Here is a 19,184-nt window from a genome sequence, read left to right as displayed (position 1 = left end):
AAAATATATGAGTTGTTATTGATTTCAGAAAAAAGCTGTGCTACTATTCTTCTAGTTGAATAGTAGATTCTATTTATATGTTCAATTCTTTTTTGGTTTTATCCCGACGAAACAACATCTGCTGAATGATTTGTGTCTGTATTATATATGTTGTCGATATTGGTATGGAAACTTCTCATCGTACGAAAGGAGATTGTAATGAGCGTACAGCTGCTTGACAAAACAAGAAAGATCAACAAACTGCTTCACAACAACAATTCAACGAAGGTTGTCTTCAATGACATCTGCGATGTGCTGGTGGACTGCCTCCAGTCTAATATTCTCGTCATCAGCCGGAAGGGAAAGGTCCTCGGAGTGTCAACCTGCAGCGGCGTTGATGAGATCAGCGAGCTGATCACAGATGAGGTTGGAACGCACGTGGATCCTTTATTGAATGACCGTTTTCTGAATGTCCTTTCTACGCAGGAAAATGTCAATCTGAATACCCTCGGCTTCGAGGGCGAGAAGTACGAGAACTATACCGCAATTATTAATCCGATTGAGATTGCCGGTGAGAGACTCGGAACGGTCTTCATGTACCGGTATAAACCGCAGTATGATATCGATGACATCATTGTCAGTGAGTATGGGACTACAGTCGTCGGGCTCGAGATGATGCGTTCTGTAAATGAGGAAAATGTAGAGGAGAATCGCAAGATCCAGGTGGTGAAATCTGCGTTCAGCACACTGTCCTTCTCTGAACTGGAGGCGATTATCCATATCTTTGATGAACTCGATGGCACAGAGGGAATCCTTGTCGCAAGCAAAATCGCGGACCGCGTCGGAATCACACGATCTGTTATTGTCAACGCGCTTCGTAAATTTGAGAGCGCCGGCGTCATTGAATCAAGATCAAGCGGAATGAAAGGCACCTACATCAAGGTGCTGAACGATTATATATTCGACGAACTGGCTGAGATTAAAGAAAAGAGAACGCAGGAAAACGCCAAAAAGGCCAAGGCCTGATTGATTCGTCTGCCGGAGAGACGGAAGTCTGCATACGGCGTGAAGAGGCGGGACATATTCGGGAATAGCAGCTGGAAATGGACTTTACTAGATATAATCGGACGGAACAGGAACTCTCACGAAACAGGCCTCATTACATAATGAAAGAATACACGAAAAATACCGCGGCATACAGAGCCGCGGTATTTTTCGTGCAAGAATGATTTTGGTGAGGAAACAAACCGGGTTCTGTTTCGCTGAGATCAGGAAGCAGACCGGATCCTGTTTCGCTAAGATCAGGAAGCAGACCGGATCCTGTTTCGCTGAAATCGGGAAGCAGACCGGATCGTTTTTTGTTGAAATCGGATTTGAAATAAAAAACAGTAAATTAGTGAGAAAATAGGAGAAATATGAAGAAATAACGAGCAATAACGAGATACAGTGTTATAAAACCGATTTGCGAAATAGAGCTTTTGAAACTATTATTAATATCGTTGAGTAGCACTCAAAGGTAATGAGTGCTAATAAACATAAGAATTAGTGAAAGATTGAAATCCATATAAGGAGGCTGAAGATTATGAAGTTAGTTCCACTTGGTGACAGAGTTGTACTGAAACAGGTTGAAGCAGAGGAGAAGACAAAATCCGGTATTATTCTTACATCTGCAGCGCAGGAGAAGCCGCAGGAGGCAACTGTAATTGCGGTAGGACCAGGAACCGATAAAGTAAAGATGGAAGTAAAGCCGGGCGACAAGGTTATTTTTGCTCAGTATGCAGGAACTCATTTTAAGGCTGACGGCGAGGAATATATCGTATCAAAGCAGGAAGATATTCTCGCGATTATTGAGGATTAATACGGAAACCGATTATCAGGAATACTGAAGTCTGAGACGACAGCCGGTTATCGGATGACTGACGACGGATACGAAAATCGGCTGTGAAACAGATAATTATGTGGAATTATACTTGAATCAGTGTCTGCCGGAAACGGGTAATTAAAAAATCCCGGACAGACAGATAGAGAACAGGAATATACAGGAGGAATGTACAATGGCTAAGGAAATTAAATACGGCGCAGATGCCAGAACCGCTCTTCAGGCTGGCGTAGATAAGCTTGCAAATACAGTTAAGGTGACTCTGGGACCGAAGGGACGTAATGTTGTTCTGGATAAATCCTATGGCGCACCGACCATTACAAATGATGGCGTTACGATCGCTAAGGAAATCGAGCTTGAGGATGGCTTTGAAAACATGGGCGCTCAGCTTATTCGTGAGGTTGCATCCAAGACAAATGATGTTGCCGGCGATGGCACCACAACCGCTACCGTACTTGCGCAGGCAATGGTAAATGAGGGAATGAAGAACCTGGCTGCAGGTGCTAACCCGATCGTTCTCAGAAAAGGCATGAAGAAGGCTACAGACAAGACGGTAGACCTGATCAAGGAGATGAGCGAGAAGGTTACCAGCAAAAAGCAGATTGCGAGAGTAGCCGCTGTTTCATCCGGAGATGAAGCCGTTGGCAATATGGTTGCAGATGCGATGGAGTCCGTAACAAATGATGGCGTCATCACCATCGAGGAATCCAAGACAATGCAGACAGAGCTTGACCTTGTAAAAGGTATGCAGTTTGACAGAGGATATGTTTCCGCATATCTTGCAACGGACATGGAGAAAATGGAGGCAGATCTGGACAGCCCGTATATCCTGATCACAGACAAGAAGATCGGCAACATTCAGGATATCCTTCCGCTTCTTGAGAAAATCGTTCAGTCCAGCGCAAGCCTTCTGATCATCGCTGAGGATGTTGAGGGCGAGGCGCTGTCCACATTGATTGTCAACAAGCTCCGCGGAACCTTCAAGGTATGTGCGGTGAAGGCACCGGGCTATGGCGACAGAAGAAAAGAGATGCTTCAGGATATCGCAATCCTGACCGGCGGACAGGTTATCTCCTCTGACCTCGGCATCGAGCTCAAGGATGCTACCATGGATATGCTCGGAAAGGCAAAAACTGTTCAGGTTAAGAAGGAAACCACAACCATCGTCGACGGCGCCGGCGACAAGGAAGCAATCAAGAACCGTATTGCTCAGATTAAGGCTCAGATTGCCGAGACAAAATCTGATTTCGACCGCGAGAAGCTTCAGGAGAGGCTTGCAAAGCTGGCTGGCGGCGTAGCGGTTATTCGTGTCGGTGCTGCTACTGAGACTGAGATGAAGGAAGCAAAGCTCCGCATGGAGGATGCTCTGAACGCTACAAGAGCAGCTGTGGAAGAGGGCGTTATCGCCGGAGGCGGTTCTGCTTATGTACACGCATCCAAGGAACTGGCAAAGTTTGTTGATACCCTTGAGGGCGATGAGAAGACAGGCGCAAAGATTGTCATGAAGGCACTTGAAGCACCTCTGGCAACAATTGCTGCAAACGCAGGACTTGAGGGCGCAGTGATCATCGACAAGGTAAGAGAGTCCAAGGTAGGCGTTGGATTTGATGCTTACAATGAAGAGTATGTAGATATGATCGAGGCAGGTATCCTGGATCCGGCTAAGGTTACTAGAAGCGCTCTGCAGAACGCTACATCCGTTGCATCGTCTCTGCTTACTACTGAGGCTGCTGTATCTACAATTAAAGAGCCGGCTCCGGCTGCTCCGGCAGGCGGAAATCCGGGAATGGGCATGATGTAATCCTGTCCACCGGAATCTGAATAACGGGATGATATAAATGAAAAATGCCGCCGCACGTTTCGCGTAAACGAAAGTGCGGCGGTTTTTTTACGCGAACAGTGAGCCGCAGCCGAATGCGAAGTATTCGTGTGCGGCGAGCGTCGCGATAGCGAGATAAAACTCGCGCAGCGTGTTTTATCTCGCTATGACGAGGGGGAAAATCACCCCCTCGTGTTCGATCGGGTTATTGGCTTTTTTTCGCGTTATTTCTGCGTATTCTTCAGATAGTTATTGACCATCATGGCAATTTTAAAGGTCATCGCCTCATCAAAACGACGGATATCGAGGCCGGTCGTTTTCTGGAGTTTTTCAATGCGGTACACAAGGGTGTTGCGGTGGATATAGAGCTGACGCGCAGTCTCCGAGATGTTAAGGTTATTGTCAAAGAACTGCCGGATTGTTGTCAGGGTTTCTTCATCAAGCTCTGCAAAAACATCATGATCAAAGGTTTCGCGAAGAAACAGCTCGCAGAGGGAGTGAGGAAGCTGGAAGATCAGCCGTCCGATGCCGAGATTGCCGTAGGAGATCACATGAAGATCCGGGTAGAAGATTCGTCCCACATCGATAGCAAGCTGTGCCTCCTTATAGGACTGCGACAGGTGATCGAGGAGGTTGGTGGGAAGGCCGTAGGCAACCCTTACCTGAATCATCGCCTCGGCGTTCAGCATGTCAGAAAGCGTATGTGCGGTCTTTGCGGCGTCATCCGGACCTGTGATTTCGGAAACGACTGCTATATGGGTGGCATCGACAATGGTCAGGAATTCGTTGCCGGTGGAGGCGTACATGGCCTTCAGCGTCTGGAGGGCAAGATCCGTGTCCTTCTCGCTTGTCTCAGTCAGATATACAATCCGGTTCACATCTTCGCGGATTTTCAGCTTTTTTGCCTCGGAATGAATATCAGGGGCAAGCAGATTATCAAGAAGAACATTCTGTATGAAGTGATTTCTATCCATCCGCTCATGTGAAAAAGAAAGAAGATTCTGTAATTCGCTGACCGCGATTCTGCCGGTGATTTCCGGGCTCTGCCCTCCCGCCGCAGCAAGATAGTACACGGGCATATCATCGTCATAGACCTTCAGGTAGGTGGTGCCGCCGATTGTCATGCTGTCTGCGGCTGAACGGATCAGTTCACGGACGGAAGTGTCCTCCTCTTCACCGGAAGCTGTATCTCCGGTGATTCTGCTTCCGTTTTTGCCATAAAGTGTGAGTTCGGTTCCGGTAATATCTTGAAGCTGCTGTATGGCTTTGCTTAAAATTCTACTGTTAATCATAAAGACCCCTTCTCGTGAAATGCAATCCTTTGAGATTCAATTTAAGTGATTCTATTTAAAATTTTATTGAAGATTCTATTATCCGTTCTATTCTCAGATTCGCTTGGATTTTATTATGACGATTTATCAAATCCTGTTCATTGCCTCCGGTTTCGCACAGAGCTTCAGAGACCGGAAGACTTCTGTATACTGTTTATTTTAGAATAATAACTTTTTCGAATCAAGTAGATGAACGGTATGTCAGACAGAAAAAATCCCTGCAGCTGCAAAAGAAAGCACTCCGCAGAGGTGAATCTGCGGAGTGCTCTTGTGTCAGATATTCTGATCAGTAATATGGAATCAATGAACGATGGCAAGTTCGGTCTCTTTGTCGAATACATGAAGCTTTTCCATGTCGATCGCAAATTTAACCTCAGAACCTGTTCTCGCCGGTGTCTTCGGATTTACACGAGCCGTCATAGCTGTGTTGTCATAATCGAAGTACAGGAATACTTCCGCGCCGAGAAGCTCATATACGTTGATCTTTGCGGAGAATACTTCACCCGGATTCTTTGCGATGACTTCCGGATCGTCAGACAGATGCTCAGGACGGATACCTGCAACAACGGTCTTTCCTACGTAGCCTTTCTCCTTGAGGACTTTGCCCTTCTTCTCCGGAAGAGTAAATCTCTGACCTGCGAAATTCAGCTGGATAGTTCCGGCCTTCTCCTCGACAACTGCATCAAGGAAGTTCATCTGCGGAGAACCGATGAATCCGGCAACAAAGAGATTGCAAGGCTCATCGTAGAGAACCTGAGGAGTATCAACCTGCTGAACGACGCCTTCCTTCATAACAACGATTCTGGTACCAAGGGTCATAGCCTCGGTCTGGTCATGGGTTACATAGATGATGGTTGCGCCCAGTCTGTCGTGCAGCTTTGCAATCTCGGTTCTCATCTGAACACGGAGCTTTGCATCCAGGTTGGAGAGCGGCTCATCCATCAGGAAGACACGGGGATTACGAACGATAGCACGTCCCATGGCTACACGCTGTCTCTGACCACCGGACAGAGCCTTCGGCTTACGGTCCAGCAGATGCTCCAGATCAAGGATCTTGGCTGCGTCTCTGACCTTCTTGTCGATCTCATCCTTCGGAACCTTACGAAGCTTAAGTCCGAAAGCCATGTTGTCGTAAACGGTCATATGCGGATAGAGAGCATAGTTCTGGAAAACCATGGCGATATCGCGGTCCTTCGGATCTACATCGTTCATGACCTTGTCGCCGATTTTCAATGTGCCGGAGGTGATGTCCTCAAGGCCGGCGATCATACGAAGGGTAGTGGATTTTCCGCATCCAGAAGGTCCTACAAAAATGATGAATTCCTTATCTGCGATATCAAGATTGAAATCCTTAACAGCTTCAAAGCCGTTGGGATACTTTTTTCCGATGTGCTCCAGACTCAAACTAGACATTGTCCTGTCCTCCTTAAATAAAATGAATCTCTGAATTTCTGATAATAAGGATTGCTGTTCTGCGGTGCGCGGCTGCTGTTCAGAGAAAACTCTGCGAGACGTCTGTCGCTGTCCGGAGAGACAACAAAATGTGAACGGTTTTTATTTACGATCAGTAGTATACGTGAAAGGCTTTTTTTTTGCTACGGTATTGTCAACAATTATTTGGGGCAGGTTTCGTCGTATTGGGTATTGAATTGACGGAACCTTCGTCAGAGTGACGAGAATACATGCACTTTCTTGTGCAATTTATCAATAAGGACCGATGACGCTAGAAATTATGAAGGATGGGGAAATCAGAATCCGCAGATGTCAGGGGATATGGTATAATAAAAAACATCTGTGTATCAGAAACTTGAGATACGAAATATTACGAAAACTTAACGAATTTGAAACATATTCATCCGATTTTTAGATAGTATTTCCGATATAATTATTGTTTGGGTAAACGTGAAGGGGAAGGAGAACGACGAGGTTATGAATTTACGCGGAAACGGGAGATTCCGTTCCAGACGTTTTGTGATTGCGGCAGTCATTGCCATCGGCGTTCCAGCCGCGATTATTGCGGCTGCAGTCGGCGGCGGACGCAGTAAGAAAACCGCAGAGATCAAAGAGGGAGTGGCGTTTCTGAAAGCGCAGGAAAGCAAGGACCCGAAAACGGTGGAGCAGATTCTGACCGAGCAGAAGAAGGCGAAAATGCAGGCGGAACGTGCCGAGATGCAGAAGAAGCTGGAGGATGGAACCATCGATGTGTGGAGTCTGTTCGGAGATTCTGTGATTATGGGGGATTCCAGAGCGGTCGGCTTCTACACCTTTGAGTTTCTTCCCCAGTCCCGCGTTCTGGCGGATGCCGGAAATACCATTGCCAATATTAAAGATCATGAGGATGAGCTGGTGCAGCTGAACCCGGCGAATCTGTTCCTCTGCTATGGCCTGAATGATATTTCTATCGGACTCTGGAGCACAAAGGAAGACTATGTAAAGGATTACGCTTCGATACTGGATGAGCTGCATAAGAAGCTGCCGAATACGTCCATTTTTGTCAATTCCATCATTCCGGCACAGCAGCCCGCAATTGATTCTACCCCAGCGTGGGGTAATATTCCGGAATGGAGTGACGCAGTCCACCAGATGGTAAAGGAAAAAGGATTCGGCTGGGTTGATGTCGATGGTCTGGTGAGTGAGCATCAGGATTTGTATGATCCGGATTCGATTCATGTCCAGCGGGATTTTTATCCGCTGTGGGCGACACAGATGATGCTGAGTGTCTATGATGAGCAGCAGGCGCAGGGAGACGGATCGGAGGATGTGGTATCTTCCTCGGATGACGATGCAGCGGTTTCGTCAGAGAGTATCGTCTCTGCGTCTTCAGAGAATGTAGCTTCTTCTTCGGGAAAAAGCAGCAGTACTTCTTCGTGAAGCCGGAAAAACAGCCTGGCAGAACGTAGACGGTTGTGGTGCAGGTAGTTCTGGTTCTTACAGCCCTGATCTCGGCTCAGCTGACTTTACAAAATGCATTCAGACAAGAAATTCCGATATGGGATTCATATAAGGGATTCAGTATAGAAGATAAGGGATTCAGTATAGGTATGAAGACAAAAAGTATAAGGCTGACAGCTCTGGAAATTGTCAAATGGATTCTTGTGGTATTGATCGTTGTATTTCTGGTTCACAGCTTTACGGGAAACCGGATCAGCAAGGCTGATTTTGATACGGTGTGGGATGCGGTGACAGCGGATGCGGATATGTCTAAGATGCAGGAGGGATCCAACCAGATGATCCGCCGGCTGTACGGACTTGATCCGGCCCGGTTTGACGGCATACGGCTTTATTATCCAAAGACAAACATGGGAGCGGAGGAAATTCTCCTGGTCAGGCTGAAGGATACGGGCGATCAGGAAATGGTGAGGAGTGCTATGGAGTCCAGAAAAAAGACACAGATGAACAATTTTAACGGCTACGGAACGTATCAATATGCCATGCTTGAGAAAAGCATCATTTCTATCCGGGGAAATTATGCACTGTTTGTTTCTGCGGATAAGGCGGGAGAGATCGGGCAGGAATTTGAGAACGCTCTGTAAGGGGGAGACCGTGATATGACATTCAGCACACTAAGTTTTATTTTCTTATTCCTGCCGGTTTCGCTTCTTGTATATCATCTGATACCGGCAGAGAAAAGTATCTGGCGCAAGGCAGCGCTTCTGATTTTCAGCGTTCTGTTTTATGTGTGGGGAGATGCTCCGAGCGTTTTGGTTCTCGTGATATCGGTGCTGTTCAATTATATCTCTGGACAGCAGATCCGAATGCTGTCCGCGGATGCAGGGAACGGGCTGCGGCGTAAGGTGACTGTCATTGTCGCGGTAGTTGTGGATGTCGCGGTACTGGGCATTTTCAAGTACAGCAGGCTTGCTCTTCCCGTGGGAATGTCTTTCTATACTTTTTCTGCGCTCTCGTATGTTTTCGACATTTATTACGGAAGGGTAGAGGATGACGGGAACATCCTGAATGAGATGCTTTATATCCTGTTCTTCCCTAAGCTCATCTCCGGTCCGATTATGCAGTACAAGGATTTCCGGGAACAGCTTGTGCAGAAAACGGCAAAAAACAGATATTTTACATCCGGTATGCATCTGTTTATCATCGGCCTGTTTAAGAAGGTGCTGATTGCGGACAATCTGAGCACCGCTTTTCATCAGATCAGCAGCCTGAGTCAGATGGCCGGCCTGACGGCATGGCTGGGCATGATTTTCTATTCTCTGGAGCTTTACTTTGACTTCAGCGGATATTCCGATATGGCGATCGGCCTTGCAGGGATGTTCGGCTTTCGGATAGAGAAGAACTTCAATTATCCATATCTGTCAGACGGAGTGACGGATTTCTGGAGAAGATGGCATATATCGCTTGGCGCCTGGTTTCGCGATTACGTCTATATTCCGATGGGAGGAAACCGCTGTTCCCGTGAGAAACAGTTCCGCAATCTCGCGGTTGTCTGGATTCTGACCGGACTCTGGCATGGAAATACTCTGAATTTCCTCTTCTGGGGTATTTACCACGGCTTCTTTGTCATTCTGGAAAAATTTGCGATCGGCCAGAAACGGCTTCTGATCCCGAAGTGGCTTCGAATTCTTCTGACCGATCTGATTGCCTTCGTTGGGTGGATTTTTTTCTTCACTCCGTCGATCGGAGGGGCGTTCCACTATCTCGGACAGATGTTCGGAGCGGACGGGCTCGGTTTTGCAAATGGAGCCAGTGCCTATTACCTGACGAGCAATCTGGTTCTGCTGATCATTGCGTTGATCTGCTGCGGCCCGCTTCTGACAAGGCTTCATGACACTCTGGTATACAGGGGCAGAAAGAACATGATCTATCTGTCGGCTGCGCTTCATGTGGTGCTGCTGATTTTCTGCGTGGCAAATATGGTCGGGGCCACATATTCTACATTCCTGTATTTCAGGTTCTGAAAGGTGAAGATAATGACGGATTACAGTGATAATAACAATAAGAAAGGTAACTCGTCGCCGATCTATCCGGATGATCTGCCGCTGCGTATGAAGACCAGGCCGGACAGTTCGAAACGAACTTCCGGAAGAGCGGAGGAGGAAAGAAGCAGGATGTCAGCCGGAGCGGCGGAGAGACAAGGAAACGCGGCAGGCGGCGGAAGAAGCAGGACGTCAGCCGGAGCGGCGGAGAGGCGCGGAAACGCGGCAGGCGGCAGAGGAAGCAGGGCATCAGCCGGAGCATCGGAGAGGCGCGGAAACGTGGCAGACGGCGGAAGAAGCAGGACGTCAGCCGGAGCGGCGGAGAGGCGCGGAAATGCGGCAGACGGCGGAAGAAGCAGGACGTCAGCCGGAGCGGCGGAGAGGCGCGGAAACGCGGCTGGCGGCAGGAAAAGCAGATATCGCGAGGCACTAAGGAAAGTTCCCGGTCTTGTGCCGAAGAAACCAAAATTGCGGAAAGGGAAGAAAAAAGCATATTTCTACGATCTGCTCACCCGGATTTTTCTCGGAGCCGTCGCGGTTATTTTTGTCGTGAATCTCATTGTGCCGAGCAGAGAGTTTTCACCGGACGAGAACAGAAACCTTGCCCAGCTGCCGAAAATTTCGGCGGCATCCCTCGCTAACGGCGATTTCTTCCGTGATTTCAACAGCTATGAATCGGATCAATTTGTCGGCCGGGATATATGGATGAATATCCGTTCTCTGGGTACGATGATTCTGGGAAACCGGGAATCTGAGAATGTGTATTTCGGAAAAGACGGATATCTTCTGTCGAAGCCGGTCGTGCCGGACCAGAAAACAGTTAACGCGACAGAAAATGCCATCAATGATTTTTCCGGAAGACACAGTGATCTGAACATGAACCTTCTGATGATTCCGGATGCGGCAAGCATACTCACGGACAAGCTTCCCCGGAATGCTCCGGCAGAGGATCAGATCTCAGATATCCGCGGATTTGAGAATAGCCTGGACAGCAAAATACAGAGCATTGACGCCATCGGTGTGATGCAGAAGAATAAGGATCAGAAGATCTACTACAAGACAGACCATCACTGGACCAGCCTGGGTGCTTATGAAGTCTTTCTGGGCGCCGCAAATCAGCTCGGGATTGACACACCGATCACAGATAACACGATTTACACGGTGTCGGATTCCTTCCAGGGCACTCTGGCGTCGAGAAGCGGGCGTCACATTTCGCGGGATTCAATTGAAATCTATCAGCCCGACGGAACAGATGTGGAGTATTACGTGACCTATCCTGACACGGGCGAGAAGAGCACATCCATGTTTATGAGTGACAAGCTGAAGGAAAAGGATCAGTATCAGGTGTTCTTCGGCGGAAATCATCCTGTGGTGGAGATTCGGACGACCGCCAACAATGGAAGAAATCTGCTGGTATTCAAGGACTCCTATGCGAACAGCTTCATGCAGTTTCTGTATCCGTATTTTCAGAGCATTATCATGGTGGACCCGAGATATTATTACGACGATATCGAGACTGCCATTACCTCTTACGGAATCACAGATGTGCTGTTCCTCTACAGCGCAGACACTCTGCTGGCGGACACAAATCTTGCGGACACCTTAAATGCTTCTTCTGTATCTGACAGTGGAGCGGAAAACGGGGGCAGTGGAACGGAAAGTGTGAACAGTTCCTCCGTGTCTTCATCCTCCTCTGAGACAGTCGGCAGCTCTTCCGCGGATCGTTTGCTGACCAGTACTTCTTCCAGCGAGGGAGACAATTCCGGTTCTGAAAATACCGTCAGTGCTTCTTCATCACAGAATACAGGGAGTGCTCCGGGCGCAGCCGGGTGAATCCATGCTGACATTTATTTACGCGAACAGTGAGCCGCAGGCGAATGCGAAGTATTCGTGTGCGGCGAGCGTCGCGATAGCGAGATAAAACTCGCGCAGCGTGTTTTATCTCGTTTACGTGAACAGTGAGCCGCAGGCGAATGCGAAGTATTCGTGTGCGGCGAGCGTCGCGATAGCGGGATAAAACTCGCGCAGCGTGTTTTATCTCGCTTCAAAAAATGCTATGATAATGGCATCTGAGAATTCCAAAGTGACAGGAGAAAAGGTATGAGTGATTTATTTAAGGAAAAACTGATTTCCGTACAGCCAACCATGAAGAACCGGTTCATTAAGGTTTTCTTTGTGTTGCTTACGATCCTGATGTTCGTTTCCGGAATTATGGTGCATCCTGCGTTTCTGCTTGCGGGATTTGGTATGATTCTGCTCGATATCTGGCTGATTCCCAGACAGAGCGTAGAATATGAGTACTCCTATGTAAACGGAGTGCTGGATATTGACAGGATTTTTTCCAAACAGTCGAGGAAGAAGGGCGCTTCCTATGACTTGAGTGAAGCAGAGGTTATCGCTCCGGTGGGGTCGGATCATCTCTCCGGTTTTAAAAATGTGAAGGTGGTTGATTATACATCGGGTACGCCGGAGGACGAGAAAAATGCCTGGGCGTTTGTGATCTCCTCAAAGCAGGAAAGACAGAAGGTTCTTATATCGCCGAGTGAAGACATGCTTAAGGATATGCGGATGCGGGCTCCGAGCCGTTTCTTCACAAATTGAGCGAACAGGCTGCTTGCCCGGACCGGGACAGGTCCGGCGTGGCAGCCTTTTTGGCAGCCTTTTTTATCCGCACAAGGCATTGACTTTCAGTGTGCGGTTTGCTAAACTTTTTTCAAATTATTCAGAACATGTGCAGACGGCAGACATATGATTGCGATTTTCTCATGCATATCTAAGATTTCGTTTCGTCACAGACTTCTGCTCTTTGCAGGGCTCTGATCTGTATAGCTATTTTATTCACATTAACAGTCAGATAGAAGAAAGGAAGAACGTTTATGGGACAGATTATCGGAGAGGGTATTACATTTGATGATGTGCTTTTAGTACCGCAGTATTCGACGGTTACACCGAATATGGTGGATTTGAGCACATATCTGACAAAGAAGATCAAATTGAATATCCCGATGATGAGCGCAGGTATGGATACGGTTACCGAGCATCGCATGGCGATTGCGATGGCCAGACAGGGCGGTATCGGAATCATCCATAAGAACATGACAATCGAACAGCAGGCAGACGAGGTCGATAAGGTAAAACGTTCGGAAAACGGTGTCATTACAGATCCCTTCTATCTTTCCCCGGAGGATACGCTGGCGGATGCCAACGCGCTTATGGCGAAGTACCGCATCTCGGGTGTGCCGATCACGGTCGGCAAGAAGCTTGTCGGAATTATTACAAACCGTGACCTTCTGTTTGAAACTGATTTCAGCAAGAAGATCAAGGAATCGATGACTTCAGAAAATCTGATTACGGCAAAAGAGGGTGTTACGCTTGAAGAGGCGAAGAGTCTTCTGGCCAAGGCACGGAAGGAAAAACTCCCGATCGTCGATGATGAGGGAAATCTGAAGGGCCTGATCACAATCAAGGATATCGAGAAGCAGATTAAATATCCGAATGCCGCAAAGGATGCATACGGACGTCTTCTGTGCGGAGCTGCCATCGGCATTACCGATGATGTCCTGGAGCGGGTGGATGCGCTGGTCAAGGCACATGTGGACTGCGTGGTTATCGACTCCGCACATGGCCATTCCGCGAATATCTTCAAATGTCTGCGGATGGTTAAGAGCGCATATCCGGATCTTCAGGTTATCGCGGGAAATGTTGCGACAGCGGAGGCCACACATGATCTGATCGAAGCTGGCGCGGACTGCGTCAAGGTAGGAATCGGACCTGGTTCGATCTGTACCACCCGTGTCGTGGCAGGCATCGGTGTTCCGCAGGTTACTGCGATCATGAACTGCTATGAAGAGGCAAAGAAAACCGGCACACCGATCATCGCGGACGGCGGTATCCAGTTCTCCGGAGATATTGTGAAGGCGATTGCTGCCGGTGGTAATGTCTGCATGATGGGAAGTATGTTCGCCGGATGTGACGAGGCTCCGGGCGAATTTGAGCTGTTCCAGGGAAGAAAGTACAAGGTATACCGCGGCATGGGATCCATGGGAGCGATGTCTCAGGCACACGGCAGCGCTGATCGTTATTTCCAGGCGGGCGCGAAGAAGCTCGTGCCGGAAGGCGTAGAGGGCCGTGTGGCATACAGGGGTTCTGTGGAGGATACGATTTTCCAGATGATCGGAGGCCTTCGCTCGGGTATGGGCTACTGCGGAGCGGCAGATATTCCGACACTGCAGAAAACCGGAAAGTTCATCAAGATTTCTTCCGCGGCACTCAAGGAGTCGCATCCTCATGACATTCATATCACAAAGGAGGCTCCGAACTACAGCATCGATAACTGATTCTGAAAGTGAACGGGCCAAATGCACAGCGATCTGTGTCCGTCGTTACGGGCGTGGACGTCTGTGATCATCTGGTCCGGATGGATAATGGACAGCAGAATGGCGCAGAAATGTGGTTCTGCTGTTTTTTTATACAAAGGATCAGTGTTTCAGGAAAATAGAATTCAAGGGAGGCCTATATGAAAGCAGACAGCAGGAAGATGCTCGACAGATTATGTCTGGCAATGATCGATTATGACCGGAGGGATCCAATGCGGATTCAGCATCTGATCAAGGTGCATGCTTTCTCGGCGATAATCGGGCGAGGCGAAGGTCTCGATGAGAAGACGCAGCTGATCCTCGAGGCTGCCGCTTATGTTCATGATATCGGAATTCACAGGGCAGAGATCCTGTGTGGCAAGAGCGATGGAAAACTGCAGGAGAAGTACGGACCGGCCGAAGCAAAGCCTATTCTGGAAAAGATCGGGTTTGAAAAGGATGAGATTGACAGGATCTGCTATCTGATCGGTCATCATCACACCTATAAAGACATTGACGGAATGGATTACCAGATTCTGGTCGAGGCAGATTTTCTGGTGAATCTGTACGAAGATCATTCTTCCATTACGGGAATCCAGAGCGCATACAGCAAAATATTCCGGACGGAATGTGGCAAGAAGATCTTTCGGGAGATGTATCTGGATGCGGGAGATCCGGAATACGAGAAATGGCTTCAGTCGAAGGAACAGGCGGCAGACGCGGAATAAGTAATGAAAAGACCCATATCCGGACGATATCGTCGAAGGATATGGGCTTTTTTTACGCGAGCGTCGCGATAGCGAGATAAAACTCGCGCAGCGTGTTTTATCTCGTTGTCAGAGCAGAGAATAACCGAAGCTGTTGACGAGAGCGTCGATCGGAACCTTCTTTTTGCAGAGCGGACATTCACTGGTCTTGTAGGATTCGTATTCGGGAACGTCGGACGCATGGAAGGCTGCCGCGACCTTGATTCCCTTGACCTCATCCACTGCGCTGAAGATGGCACATGCGCCGCTGACGGTTGCGCCGTAATAGCGGACACTCTCGAGAATCGTTGCCAGCGAACGGCCTGTTGTGATGGAGCCCAGGAGAAGCAGCACGTGCTTGCCGCGGAGCGCAATCTGCATGTTGTCGCGGAAAATGATCTGTCCTGATGCGATGTATTCGGGGGAGACAACATAGATGGTCTTGTGTGCGTTGATAGAGAGAATTCCGGATTTTGTAAGCTCTTCCGCGAGGTATGTGCCGATAACCTCCATGCCATCCATGCAGATGATTGTATCAACCTGCGTATCAACGGAGTAGTGCATGGCAAGAAGAGATGCGACGTTGTGCGCCTCGCTGCAGCGGGTCTTCATGGTTGTGATATCGAAGAAACAGTTGATATGGGAGTGTGAGGTCGCAAAATGACCCCGGATCACCTTCAAGGATACATTCGAATTCATAACCGCCGGTATTTTGACATAGTTTTTGTCCATATTGTGCTCCTTTCCTCTTACAGCCGCCGGATATCAGCTTTCTGTATTCTGCGAATCTTTCTCTATAAGCTGAGGATTCATATAACGATTATACCATAGATAATGCTAAAGTTGCACAAAAAATACAGAAAAAACGCAGGATTAATGTTAAATATGCCTTCCCGTCTGCGGATATTACGGAAAAAGGGACTGATATATACGGGAATCCGGATCGAGACCACGGAGGGGACAACGAGAATATTCGAAAAAGAAAAAGGGACTGCCATATGAGCGGCAGTCCCCATTGGATGAATCTGCTATTTATTTGTAGTGATTCATTTATTTTTATTCTGCTTCTTGACATCTTCCATCATGAGGGCGCGTACCTTCAGCGGCAGTCCGAAGAGATTGATAAATCCGCTTGCATCACTGTGATCATAAAGATCTCCGGTGGTGAAGGAAGCCAGGGAGGAGTTGTAGAGGCTGTACGGAGAAGTCGTTCCGTTGCGGATGATGTTGCCCTTGTAGAGCTTAAGCTTTACTTCGCCGGTTACGACATTCTGGGTAGACTCGACAAATGCGCTGATGGCTTCGCGAAGAGGAGTAAACCATTTTCCTTCGTAAACAATCTGTGCCAGCTGGCTTCCGAGTTTTTTCTTTGTCTCCATGGTTTCGCGGTCAAGCACGAGTTCCTCAAGCTGATCGTGCGCGGCCATGAGGATTGTTCCGCCCGGGGTTTCATAGACGCCGCGGGATTTCATTCCAACGACACGGTTCTCCACGATATCGATGATGCCGATTCCATTTGCGCCGCCAAGCTTGTTCAGTTCTTCGATGATCTCGGCTACTTTCATTTCCTTGCCGTTCAGCGTCTTCGGGACACCCTTTTCAAAGGTAAGGGTAAGGTCGGTGACCTTGTCCGGTGCTTTTTCGGGGGTGACACTCAGGACCAGAAGTTTATCATAGTTTGGTGCCTGTGAAGGATCTTCCAGCTCGAGACCTTCGTGACTGATATGCCACAGATTCCGGTCACGGCTGTAGCCCTTGCCCATGGAGAAAGGAAGGTCGATGCCGTGGTCCTTGCAGTACTGGATTTCATCTTCACGGGACTGCATGGTCCATACGTCGGTCATACGCCAGGGGGCGATGATCTTAATGGTGGGATCAAGGGCTTTGATGCCGAGCTCAAAACGGATCTGATCATTACCCTTTCCGGTTGCTCCATGGCAGATGGCGGTTGCGCCTTCCTTGTGCGCTACTTCAACAAGCTTTTTCGCGATCAGCGGGCGTGCCATAGAGGTACCGAGAAGATAGCTGTGCTCATAGACCGCACCTGCCTTGACACAGGGCATGATGTAATCCTCAGCAAATTCGTCGATGACATCGATGATGTAGAGCTTGGAAGCTCCGGAGCTCAGCGCTCTTTCGTTCAGATTGTCATCGGTCAGCTCTTCTTCCTGTCCGCAGTTGATGCAGCAGCAGATGATCTCATATCCGAAGTTCTCCTTCAGCCAGGGAATCAGCGCTGTGGTATCCAGACCGCCGGAATATGCAAGAACAACCTTTTCACTCATGGGAAATTTCCTCCTTTATATATATCAAATATGAAATTACCGATTTTATCGGATGCAGCCGGTATGCCGGTTGTACAGAAGCGGAAGGGCTTGTACATGGACCGGAACACGGAACATTCTCATTATACCGGGTCGCCGGGGACGGAACAAGCATTTCCGGTGAATTGAAGCGGATTTTGGGCAGCTTCGCACCGCTTCACGCTCATACCTGTTGTCTTCGAAATCGCATACAGTCTCTTACGCGCGCTTCGCGACAGGCGAACTGTTTGCGTTTCGAAGTGTGTCGTGTATAAGTCCCCGCGTCACTTCGCTGCTTCGCAGCTTTCGTGCCGCTAACAGGCATTCGCATTCTCGCGTTGCTTCGCAACGCTCCATGCTCATACCTGTTGTCGTCGCTAATGTTCTTGCTCACTGGTGAGCAAGCTCCCCGTGAGCCAAGAACATTGCGACTGGACTTATACACGAATATACATCACTTGTGTATGATATGCAAGAGCTAAATGCATTAAGTTGAAATAATATGCATAAAATTAAAATTTAATGCATAATTATGCACAATTCACTCTTTACATATCCGAAAAAGAAGTTTATTCTTAACAGAGAATCGACGAGGAGGAGGTTTTATATGAAGATCGGACATGATGGTGTGACAGCAGCTATGGGATTTAAGGCTGCGGGCGGACACACTGGCATTAAAAAGGGAAATACAAAGGATATGGCGATGATTTACAGTATTGTGCCCTGTGTTGTTGCGGGTACTTTTACGACGAATCTTGTCAAGGCGGCTCCGGTGAAATGGGATCAGCATGTGGTGCATGACAGCAAGAGCGCGCAGGCGGTTGTGATCAACAGCGGAATCGCAAATGCGGCTACGGGTGCACAGGGCTATGAGGCCTGTCGGAAAACGGCTGAGGCAGCATCAAGAGAGCTTGATATTCCTGTGGACTCGGTGCTGATCGGTTCGACCGGAGTGATCGGAGCGCAGATCCCGGTAGATGTCATTGAAAAGGGAATCCATCTTCTTGCTCCGATGCTGGACAATTCCCGGGAAGCGGCTTCTATTGCGGCACAGTCCATTATGACCACGGATACGCATCCGAAGGAGGTATCGGTGCAGATCGAACTGGGCGGAAAAACAGTGACCATCGGTGGAATGTGCAAGGGCGCAGGCATGATTCATCCAAATATGTGCACGATGCTTTCTTTTCTCACCACGGATGCGGTGATTTCCGGGACGATGCTTCAGGAAGCGCTGTCAACGGTGGTGAAGGATACTTACAATATGATTTCGGTTGATGGAGACACCTCCACGAACGACACCTGCGTGATCATGGCGAACGGTCTTGCCGGGAATCCGGATATTACCTCCCGTGGAGAGGATTATGATAAATTCGTCGAGGCGCTTTTTGCGGTGAACCGTGAACTTGCGAAGATGATTGCGGGCGACGGAGAGGGAGCAACCAGACTTTTCGAAGTAAAGGTTGTGCACGCAAAGACGAAGGATCAGGCTGTAACATTGGCGAAATCGATTGTTACATCAAACCTTACGAAGGCGGCGATCTACGGAAGAGATGCAAACTGGGGCAGAATCCTCTGCGCAATGGGATATTCGGGTGCAAAATTTGATCCGGAGAATGTGGATCTTTATTTTGAAAGCAAAGCCGGTAGGATTAAAATCGTAGAGAACAGCGTTTCGACGGGCTACAGCGAGGATGAGGCGACAAAGATTCTCTCTGAGGATGCGGTAACGTGTATTGCAGACGTCAAGATGGGAAACGAGGAGGCGACAGCCTGGGGCTGTGACCTCACCTATGATTATATTAAGATCAACGCAGATTACAGATCCTGATTTCTGCATG

The 19,184-nt window shown here is 48.5% G+C and carries 15 protein-coding genes; 11 read left to right on the top strand and 4 right to left on the bottom strand.

Going from position 1 to position 19,184, the window contains the following annotated elements; translation table 11 throughout:
- Window positions 1-198: 198 nt before the first annotated feature.
- The 3 genes from codY to groL all read left to right on the top strand — a co-directional run bounded on the left by codY (window position 199) and on the right by groL (window position 3,659).
- Window positions 199-1,005, top strand: a complete 807-nt coding sequence (gene codY / locus ACTQ3A_RS03870) for a GTP-sensing pleiotropic transcriptional regulator CodY (protein ID WP_441099845.1) — start codon at window positions 199-201, stop codon at window positions 1,003-1,005.
- 556 nt (window positions 1,006-1,561) lie between these two features.
- Window positions 1,562-1,837 carry a co-chaperone GroES gene (locus ACTQ3A_RS03865; RefSeq protein ID WP_441099844.1) on the top strand — a complete coding sequence of 92 codons (276 nt, stop codon included), beginning with the start codon at window positions 1,562-1,564 and terminating at the stop codon, window positions 1,835-1,837.
- Between the two features lie 196 nt (window positions 1,838-2,033).
- On the top strand, window positions 2,034-3,659 hold the full coding sequence (gene groL, locus ACTQ3A_RS03860; protein ID WP_441099843.1) for a chaperonin GroEL: 1,626 nt from the start codon (window positions 2,034-2,036) through the stop codon (window positions 3,657-3,659).
- Between the two features lie 242 nt (window positions 3,660-3,901).
- Here the strand turns inward: groL and ACTQ3A_RS03855 are convergent, their stop codons facing one another.
- Both ACTQ3A_RS03855 and ACTQ3A_RS03850 read right to left on the bottom strand, forming a co-directional pair.
- Window positions 3,902-4,969, bottom strand: coding sequence for a PucR family transcriptional regulator (locus ACTQ3A_RS03855; RefSeq protein ID WP_441494095.1), 1,068 nt, complete (start codon window positions 4,967-4,969; stop codon window positions 3,902-3,904).
- A gap of 339 nt (window positions 4,970-5,308) precedes the next feature.
- Entirely contained in the window at window positions 5,309-6,421 is a 1,113-nt protein-coding gene (locus tag ACTQ3A_RS03850; protein ID WP_441099840.1) for an ABC transporter ATP-binding protein, read from the bottom strand.
- 516 nt (window positions 6,422-6,937) lie between these two features.
- On the opposite strand from ACTQ3A_RS03850, the gene ACTQ3A_RS03845 reads away from it, so the two are divergent.
- From ACTQ3A_RS03845 to ACTQ3A_RS03815, 7 genes are all read left to right on the top strand, one after another.
- The gene (locus ACTQ3A_RS03845) at window positions 6,938-7,879 is read left to right on the top strand and encodes a GDSL-type esterase/lipase family protein (RefSeq protein ID WP_441495246.1); all 942 of its coding nucleotides are present in this window, start codon (window positions 6,938-6,940) and stop codon (window positions 7,877-7,879) included.
- 170 nt (window positions 7,880-8,049) lie between these two features.
- The gene (locus tag ACTQ3A_RS03840) at window positions 8,050-8,541 is read left to right on the top strand and encodes a DUF4358 domain-containing protein (protein WP_441099838.1); all 492 of its coding nucleotides are present in this window, start codon (window positions 8,050-8,052) and stop codon (window positions 8,539-8,541) included.
- 15 nt (window positions 8,542-8,556) lie between these two features.
- On the top strand, window positions 8,557-9,921 hold the full coding sequence (locus ACTQ3A_RS03835) for an MBOAT family O-acyltransferase (RefSeq protein WP_441494093.1): 1,365 nt from the start codon (window positions 8,557-8,559) through the stop codon (window positions 9,919-9,921).
- 12 nt (window positions 9,922-9,933) lie between these two features.
- Window positions 9,934-11,772 carry a DHHW family protein gene (locus tag ACTQ3A_RS03830; protein ID WP_441494092.1) on the top strand — a complete coding sequence of 613 codons (1,839 nt, stop codon included), beginning with the start codon at window positions 9,934-9,936 and terminating at the stop codon, window positions 11,770-11,772.
- A 267-nt stretch (window positions 11,773-12,039) separates the two neighbouring features.
- Entirely contained in the window at window positions 12,040-12,540 is a 501-nt protein-coding gene (locus tag ACTQ3A_RS03825; RefSeq protein ID WP_441494091.1) for a DUF6106 family protein, read from the top strand.
- Window positions 12,541-12,815: 275 nt separating this feature from the next.
- A complete protein-coding gene (guaB, locus tag ACTQ3A_RS03820) occupies window positions 12,816-14,276 on the top strand; it encodes an IMP dehydrogenase (RefSeq protein ID WP_441099832.1) in 1,461 nt (486 codons plus the stop codon).
- 179 nt (window positions 14,277-14,455) lie between these two features.
- The gene (locus ACTQ3A_RS03815; RefSeq protein ID WP_441494090.1) at window positions 14,456-15,022 is read left to right on the top strand and encodes an HD domain-containing protein; all 567 of its coding nucleotides are present in this window, start codon (window positions 14,456-14,458) and stop codon (window positions 15,020-15,022) included.
- Window positions 15,023-15,130: 108 nt separating this feature from the next.
- Here the strand turns inward: ACTQ3A_RS03815 and ACTQ3A_RS03810 are convergent, their stop codons facing one another.
- Window positions 15,131-15,772, bottom strand: a complete 642-nt coding sequence (locus tag ACTQ3A_RS03810) for an orotate phosphoribosyltransferase (protein ID WP_441099830.1) — start codon at window positions 15,770-15,772, stop codon at window positions 15,131-15,133.
- A 314-nt stretch (window positions 15,773-16,086) separates the two neighbouring features.
- Entirely contained in the window at window positions 16,087-17,325 is a 1,239-nt protein-coding gene (locus tag ACTQ3A_RS03805) for an argininosuccinate synthase (protein ID WP_441475948.1), read from the bottom strand.
- Window positions 17,326-17,950: 625 nt separating this feature from the next.
- Between ACTQ3A_RS03805 and argJ the strand changes: the two genes are divergently transcribed.
- Window positions 17,951-19,174 (top strand): bifunctional glutamate N-acetyltransferase/amino-acid acetyltransferase ArgJ, encoded by a 1,224-nt coding sequence (gene argJ, locus ACTQ3A_RS03800; protein ID WP_441494089.1) that lies wholly within the window; start codon window positions 17,951-17,953, stop codon window positions 19,172-19,174.
- The last annotated feature ends 10 nt before the right edge of the window (window positions 19,175-19,184 follow it).

Source organism: Bilifractor sp. LCP21S3_F8, from assembly GCF_052117805.1.
Lineage (GTDB): Bacteria > Bacillota > Clostridia > Lachnospirales > Lachnospiraceae > Bilifractor.
This window is presented reverse-complemented; position numbering and strand designations above follow the sequence as displayed.

Coding starts and splice junctions, on each gene's coding strand:
- ACTQ3A_RS03825 (WP_441494091.1), top strand. CDS start 12,040: ATGAGTGATTTATTTAAGGAAAAACTGATTTCCGTACAGCCAACCATG.
- argJ (WP_441494089.1), top strand. CDS start 17,951: ATGAAGATCGGACATGATGGTGTGACAGCAGCTATGGGATTTAAGGCT.
- ACTQ3A_RS03865 (WP_441099844.1), top strand. CDS start 1,562: ATGAAGTTAGTTCCACTTGGTGACAGAGTTGTACTGAAACAGGTTGAA.
- ACTQ3A_RS03805 (WP_441475948.1), bottom strand. CDS start 17,325: ATGAGTGAAAAGGTTGTTCTTGCATATTCCGGCGGTCTGGATACCACA.
- ACTQ3A_RS03845 (WP_441495246.1), top strand. CDS start 6,938: ATGAATTTACGCGGAAACGGGAGATTCCGTTCCAGACGTTTTGTGATT.
- ACTQ3A_RS03840 (WP_441099838.1), top strand. CDS start 8,050: ATGAAGACAAAAAGTATAAGGCTGACAGCTCTGGAAATTGTCAAATGG.
- groL (WP_441099843.1), top strand. CDS start 2,034: ATGGCTAAGGAAATTAAATACGGCGCAGATGCCAGAACCGCTCTTCAG.
- codY (WP_441099845.1), top strand. CDS start 199: ATGAGCGTACAGCTGCTTGACAAAACAAGAAAGATCAACAAACTGCTT.
- guaB (WP_441099832.1), top strand. CDS start 12,816: ATGGGACAGATTATCGGAGAGGGTATTACATTTGATGATGTGCTTTTA.
- ACTQ3A_RS03810 (WP_441099830.1), bottom strand. CDS start 15,772: ATGGACAAAAACTATGTCAAAATACCGGCGGTTATGAATTCGAATGTA.
- ACTQ3A_RS03815 (WP_441494090.1), top strand. CDS start 14,456: ATGAAAGCAGACAGCAGGAAGATGCTCGACAGATTATGTCTGGCAATG.
- ACTQ3A_RS03830 (WP_441494092.1), top strand. CDS start 9,934: ATGACGGATTACAGTGATAATAACAATAAGAAAGGTAACTCGTCGCCG.
- ACTQ3A_RS03855 (WP_441494095.1), bottom strand. CDS start 4,969: ATGATTAACAGTAGAATTTTAAGCAAAGCCATACAGCAGCTTCAAGAT.
- ACTQ3A_RS03850 (WP_441099840.1), bottom strand. CDS start 6,421: ATGTCTAGTTTGAGTCTGGAGCACATCGGAAAAAAGTATCCCAACGGC.
- ACTQ3A_RS03835 (WP_441494093.1), top strand. CDS start 8,557: ATGACATTCAGCACACTAAGTTTTATTTTCTTATTCCTGCCGGTTTCG.